Source organism: Pseudomonas sp. MF08831 (assembly GCF_059862645.1).
In genome coordinates this window covers 1-5,763 of the sequence record NZ_JCBCUX010000031.1, presented here as the reverse complement: position 1 = coordinate 5,763, position 5,763 = coordinate 1, and the positions used below count along the sequence as shown (strand labels likewise).

The following is a 5,763-nucleotide window of genomic DNA, read 5'->3' as shown; positions in this document are numbered from 1 at the left end:
CGTAACCGTCTGGCCAACTCACCTCTCAGCACACAGACCAGCTCAGACAAGAACGGGTGGAAAACAAAGCCTTGCCCGCAGGTATACCCATTGAATAAGCCTGTATCTGACGTAGCTCATGCGGAGCTTGGCAGCGGGTCGCAATCGACGATGGCTTCATTGTATACTTCTGCTCCGCATACCCCTTGAGCTACAGGAACATCAGCATGACTGTACTCCAAACGATCTACTGGCAGCCTACGCCGCCTTAGCGCTACGCCCCCTCGCAACAACCTGCTTCCGCTAGCCTCGCTCGCGGGTGCGCACTGCTGTACGCCTGGTTATACGCCTTAAGCACACAGCAAAAAAATCCTCAAAATTTGAATTTGTATCGATTCGCTCGCCATTCCCTTGGCGTGCGCGATGCTTTGCCTTGGATATTTTCTATGCTGCAAAAACTTAGACAAACGTGGTTTTCCAACGTCCGTGGAGATGTGCTCGCGGGGCTCGTAGTCGCACTTGCGCTGATCCCTGAAGCCATCGCCTTTTCCATCATCGCCGGCGTTGACCCAAAGGTCGGACTTTACGCCTCCTTCTGTATCTGTGCTGTTATTGCCTTTGTCGGCGGTCGTCCCGGCATGATCTCGGCGGCTACCGGCGCCATGGCACTTCTCATGGTCACTCTGGTTAAAGAGCACGGACTTCAGTATTTGCTGGCAGCCACGTTGCTCTGTGGGGTACTTCAAATCCTCGCGGGTTACCTGAAGCTAGGTTCGCTGATGCGCTTCGTCTCTCGCTCTGTGGTCACGGGTTTTGTGAACGCATTAGCGATTCTGATTTTTATGGCGCAGTTACCTGAATTGACCAACGTGACCTGGCACGTCTACGCGATGACCGCAGCGGGCCTTGGAATCATCTACCTGTTTCCGTATATACCTAAGATCGGCAAGCTGGTTCCCTCACCACTGGTGTGCATCCTGACCCTGACTGCCATCGCCATTTATCTGGGGCTAGATATCCGTACCGTGGGGGACATGGGCCAACTGCCGGATACGCTGCCGATTTTTCTGTGGCCTGAAGTGCCGCTGAACTTTGAAACCCTGCGCATCATCTTTCCTTACTCCGCTGCGCTGGCAGTTGTAGGCCTACTGGAGTCGATGATGACCGCGACCATCGTCGACGACCTGACCGATACCACCAGCAACAAAAACCGCGAGTGCAAAGGCCAGGGTGTGGCCAACATCGCTGCCGGCATGCTTGGCGGCATGGCAGGTTGCGCCATGATCGGCCAGTCGATCATCAACGTGAAATCTGGTGGCCGCACCCGTCTCTCGACATTGTGTGCCGGCGTTTTCCTGCTGCTGATGGTGGTATTTCTTGGCGAATGGCTCTCCAAAATCCCTATGGCGGCACTCGTGGCTGTGATGATTATGGTGTCCATCGGCACCTTTAGCTGGGATTCCTTGCGCAATCTGAAAGAGCATCCGCTGTCGACCAACCTCGTCATGGTGGCGACCGTCGTGGTCGTCGTGGCCACTCACAACCTAGCCTACGGCGTACTGGTAGGTGTGCTGCTGGCTTCGCTGTTCTTTGCCAATAAGGTTGGGCACTACCTGGATATCAAGAGCACTTTGGAAGAGACGGAATCGCATCGGACTTACCGCGTCGTGGGCCAGGTGTTCTTTAGCTCTGCGGACAAGTTCACTGAAGTTTTTGACTTCAAGGAAGCGCTCAACAAAGTCACCATCGATCTCACACAAGCGCATTTCTGGGATATCACCGCCGTCGCAGCGCTGGATAAGGTCGTGATCAAGTTCCGCCGTGAAGGCGCTGAGGTTGAAGTGCTCGGTCTCAATGAAGCCAGCACAACAATCGTTGACCGCTTCGGCGTGCATGACAAACCCGGTGCCATCGACAAGCTCATGAGCCACTAAGGAGAACGACAATGACCCACGTAATGGCATGCATTGATAACTCACAATCCTCATTGGCGGTCTGCGATTACGCAGCATGGGCCTCGCAACGACTCAGCGCTCCCCTGACCTTGCTCCATGTGCTGGATAGGGAAAAATATCCTGCATCCGCTGACCTCAGCGGCAATATCGGTCTCGGTAGCAGAGAACATCTACTGGAAGAGTTGGCCACGCTGGATGCGCAGCGTGCAAAACTGGCCTTGGAGCATGGGCAGCACATGCTTGAAAAAGCTCGCGAGCGAACAGTCATCTCTGGCGCCATGTCACCTGATCTGAAGCAGCGCCATGGCCATCTCGTCGAGAGCCTGAGCGATCTCCAAGACGATATTCGATTACTGGTGATTGGAAGAGTCGGTGAGGACAGCACGCGCAGTGCCCAAAGTCTTGGCAGCCAGATTGAAGCGGTAGTCCGAACAATCCACCGCCCCATCCTGATTACAACCAGCCATTTCAGGAAACCTGAAACGATCATGGTGGCATTTGACGGCAGCGCTACAGGCCACAAGACCGTACAGATGCTTGCTTCAAGCCCGCTGTGCGAAGACCTGCCAATTCATATCGTCATGGTTGGTACGGACTCTGAAGAAAACCAGAACGAGCTGGAGAAAGCACGAACCACACTTGCCTCTTCTGGCCCGCTAGTGCATGCCGAGATCCGCCCAGGCGAAGTAGAGTCGGTACTTCATGCGTATCAGGCAGAGCACGGCATTGACCTCTTGGTCATGGGGGCGTACGGGCACTCACGCATCAGGCAGTTTCTGGTAGGCAGCACGACCACGACGATGCTGCGAACATCCACTTTACCCGTATTGCTGCTTCGCTGAGCCAGTTCCACTGGCCACAGTATTTCCAGAACTGCGGAAATGCCGTGGCCACCCTGGACGATGACTAACTGATTTTGCCGTAACGAGACCACATGCAACTCATAACTGAAATTGTTCACCCCGAGCTGAAATCCAAACAGGGCAGAGTATTCCGTCGACATGCAGCACGCGGCATCGTGATGCGGGATGAACAGATCCTGTTGCTGTTCACCGAGCGCTATAACGACTTCAGCTTTCCTGGAGGCGGCCTTGATGGTGACGAGGACATTGTCACAGGCCTGAAGCGTGAGCTTGAGGAAGAGACTGGTGCTCGTGACATAAAGGTGCTCCAGCACTACGGTTACATTGAGGAGTACCGGCCCTACTGGGGGCCACAGTACGATCTGATGCACATGACCTCGCATTTTTATCAATGCGAAGTAGCGCCCCAGCTAGAGCCCGTGAGAATGGAAAGCCACGAAATCGCTAATGGTATGCGGCCTGTCTGGATCAACCTGCATGAAGCCATCACGCACAATGAAGCCGTTATGCAGCGTCACGAGTCTTCGATGGGGCAATCAATTCTGCGCGAAACCTATATGCTGAGAAAAGTCGCTTCCGAATTGTTGATACAAGTCAGCCTTTGAGCTGACTATTTGGCGAAGTCCACTTAGCCTGTCTCAGGCAAGCATCCAATGCTGCGGGAGTAATTGCGTGATTTCGCTCGCCCGCTGTGTCGGCAGCCGCATCAGCACATCCTTGAGATAGGTATACGGATCGTGCCCATTCATACGCGCCGACTGGATCAGGCTCATGATTGCCGCCGCCCTTTTTCCACTGCGCAGCGACCCGGCAAATAACCAGTTCGAGCGCCCAAGCGCCCACGGCCGGATCAAATTCTCGATCTGGTTATTGTCGATGGGTACAGCACCATCTTCCAAGTAGCGCGTCAGCGCTACCCAGCGTTTAAGGCTGTAATCCAGGGCCTTGGCCGTGGCCGAACCCTCGGGCACAAGTTCGCGTTGGGCCAACATCCACTCATGCAGTTTTTCAGCGATGGGCACCGCTGTTTCCTGACGTAATCGCCAGCGGTCTTCGTCGCTCATTTCCTTGGCGTGTCGCTCGACTTCATACAACCCGCCAATCGAGTGAAGCGCCTGCTCCGCCAACTGGCTTTTATTGGCTGCATGCAGGTCGAAGAATTTGCGGCGTGCATGGGCCATGCAGCCGATTTCGGTGATGCCCAGCTCGAAGCTGGCCTTGTAGCCGGCGAAGTCATCGCAGACCAGCTTACCGTTCCACGTGCCCAGGAAGTTACGCGCATGTTCGCCGGCACGGCTGGGGCTGAAGTCGTAGATTACGGCCTTGAGGGCCGAGAAAGGCGTGGTGCTATAGGCCCACACGTAAGCGCGGTGGGTTTTCTTTTCGCCTGGTGCGAGCATCTGAACCGGGGTCTCATCGGCGTGGATCACGCCCTGGGCCAACACATGCTCACGCAGCGCATCGACCAGAGGCTGGAGCTGCACACCGGTCTGTCCGACCCATTGCGCCAGTGTCGAACGGGCGATGGGCAGTCCGGCCCGACCAAAAATCTTCTCCTGCCGGTACAGCGGTAAATGGTCGGCGAACTTCGCCACCATCACGTGGGCCAACAGGCCTGCGGTCGGGATGCCCTTGTCGATCACTTGGGCCGGTACAGGCGCCTGGATCAGTGTTTCACACTGACGGCACGTCCATTTTCCACGCACATGCCGCTCAACGGTGAACACGCCCGGAGTGTAATCGAGCTTCTCGCTGACGTCTTCGCCGATTCGCTGAAGCTGGCAGCCGCACACGCACTGAGTATTCTCTGGTTCGTGACGGATCACGGTTCGCGGAAACTGCGGCGGCAGTGGTGCACGCTTGGGCTTATTACGTGGCTCGGCCGGTGCGGCCGGCGGATTGGCTGCCTTCAGCTCGGCTTCGATAGCTGCGATATCGGTATCGAGCAGATCATCGAGCAGACTGCCTTGGTCGGGGCTCAGTTGCTCGCTGCGCTTGGCGAACTTGTGTCGCTTGAGGATGGCGATTTCATGAGCCAGTTGCTCGTTGACCGTTTCGAGGCGTTGGATTTTCTGGCTCATGGAGTCGACCTGGGACAGCAACTGCATAGCCTGTTCGGCCAAGCCGCGCAGCTGTTCCGGTGTCATCTGGTCGAGATTGGGCGAGGAAGTCATGCCGCTGATTGTGTCAGAGCAGGTCGTCAACAGCGATAAACCGATGGGCTAATGGCAGGGGCTAAAGCACTGTGATCGCGCTGCCTGCGCCGACCCGCTGCCACGGCAAACCCAGTACCAAGGCTTGAAGTTGCTCGTTATCGAGTTCGACTTCCGATCCGTGACGGATGCCGGGCCAATGAAACTTGCCTTGGTTCAATCGTCGCGCTGCCAGCCAAATGCCCACACCGTCATGCACCAAGACTTTCATTCGGTTGGCACGGCGATTAGCGAAGAGGTATGCGCAGTGCGGCTTCGCCACACCGAACACCGCGATCACCCTGGCCAGCGCGGTCTCGGTACCGGCGCGCATGTCCATAGGCTCGGTGGCAAGCCAGATGGCATCGATCCGAATCATACCAATAGGTCTCGCAGAAAGGTGGCACAGGCGACAGCGCTTTCGGTCGGCCAGTTCACTTTGACGGTGCCACGCGGGTGCTGGATTTCAATGCAGATACTCGATGAAGCTGCCTGCGAATGTCCTCCGGCTAGCGGCAAGGGCACTGGAATGAAAGCAGGTTGCAGCGCCATGGTTTTGTTCGTGAGTACCCTAATCCATTTATGGACGAGGTTCGCGTTAAGGCTGTGCTTCTGCGCGACGCTGGCAATCGATGCGCCGGGCTGGGCGCACTCTTGGACAACTTGGGCCTTGAAGGATTTTGAATAGGAACGGCGTTGTGACTGCATGGAAAGACCCGCTTAAAAGGCTAGAAATGGTGTCCACTTAAATGATCTGACCCCGAAATGTTGGAC

General features: G+C 56.0%; 6 protein-coding genes. 3 read left to right on the top strand and 3 right to left on the bottom strand.

Translation table 11 applies throughout. The features are described 5' to 3' along the window. Positions 1 to 425: 425 nt before the first annotated feature. From AC19YS_RS31870 to AC19YS_RS31860, 3 genes are all read left to right on the top strand, one after another. Positions 426 to 1,913 carry a SulP family inorganic anion transporter gene (locus AC19YS_RS31870; protein ID WP_083376071.1) on the top strand — a complete coding sequence of 496 codons (1,488 nt, stop codon included), beginning with the start codon at positions 426 to 428 and terminating at the stop codon, positions 1,911 to 1,913. Positions 1,914 to 1,924: 11 nt separating this feature from the next. Next, positions 1,925 to 2,776: a universal stress protein gene (locus AC19YS_RS31865; protein WP_083376070.1), complete on the top strand. Its 852-nt coding sequence runs from the start codon at positions 1,925 to 1,927 to the stop codon at positions 2,774 to 2,776. Positions 2,777 to 2,868: 92 nt separating this feature from the next. Beyond that, on the top strand, positions 2,869 to 3,402 hold the full coding sequence (locus tag AC19YS_RS31860) for an NUDIX hydrolase (RefSeq protein ID WP_083376069.1): 534 nt from the start codon (positions 2,869 to 2,871) through the stop codon (positions 3,400 to 3,402). Positions 3,403 to 3,435: 33 nt separating this feature from the next. Here the strand turns inward: AC19YS_RS31860 and tnpC are convergent, their stop codons facing one another. The 3 genes from tnpC to tnpA all read right to left on the bottom strand — a co-directional run bounded on the left by tnpC (position 3,436) and on the right by tnpA (position 5,697). After that, positions 3,436 to 4,971, bottom strand: coding sequence for an IS66 family transposase (tnpC, locus tag AC19YS_RS31855; protein ID WP_083376068.1), 1,536 nt, complete (start codon positions 4,969 to 4,971; stop codon positions 3,436 to 3,438). A 61-nt stretch (positions 4,972 to 5,032) separates the two neighbouring features. After that, positions 5,033 to 5,368 (bottom strand): IS66 family insertion sequence element accessory protein TnpB, encoded by a 336-nt coding sequence (tnpB, locus tag AC19YS_RS31850; RefSeq protein WP_009684097.1) that lies wholly within the window; start codon positions 5,366 to 5,368, stop codon positions 5,033 to 5,035. Continuing rightward, positions 5,365 to 5,697 carry an IS66-like element accessory protein TnpA gene (gene tnpA, locus AC19YS_RS31845; RefSeq protein ID WP_083376067.1) on the bottom strand — a complete coding sequence of 111 codons (333 nt, stop codon included), beginning with the start codon at positions 5,695 to 5,697 and terminating at the stop codon, positions 5,365 to 5,367. Before tnpA ends, tnpB begins: the two co-directional genes overlap by 4 nt. Positions 5,698 to 5,763: the final 66 nt, after the last annotated feature.

Excerpts from the sequence above, each read along its gene's own strand:
- AC19YS_RS31870 (WP_083376071.1), top strand. The coding sequence starts at position 426 with ATGCTGCAAAAACTTAGACAAACGTGGTTTTCCAACGTCCGTGGAGAT.
- AC19YS_RS31865 (WP_083376070.1), top strand. The coding sequence starts at position 1,925 with ATGACCCACGTAATGGCATGCATTGATAACTCACAATCCTCATTGGCG.
- AC19YS_RS31860 (WP_083376069.1), top strand. The coding sequence starts at position 2,869 with ATGCAACTCATAACTGAAATTGTTCACCCCGAGCTGAAATCCAAACAG.
- tnpC (WP_083376068.1), bottom strand. The coding sequence starts at position 4,971 with ATGACTTCCTCGCCCAATCTCGACCAGATGACACCGGAACAGCTGCGC.
- tnpB (WP_009684097.1), bottom strand. The coding sequence starts at position 5,368 with ATGATTCGGATCGATGCCATCTGGCTTGCCACCGAGCCTATGGACATG.
- tnpA (WP_083376067.1), bottom strand. The coding sequence starts at position 5,697 with ATGCAGTCACAACGCCGTTCCTATTCAAAATCCTTCAAGGCCCAAGTT.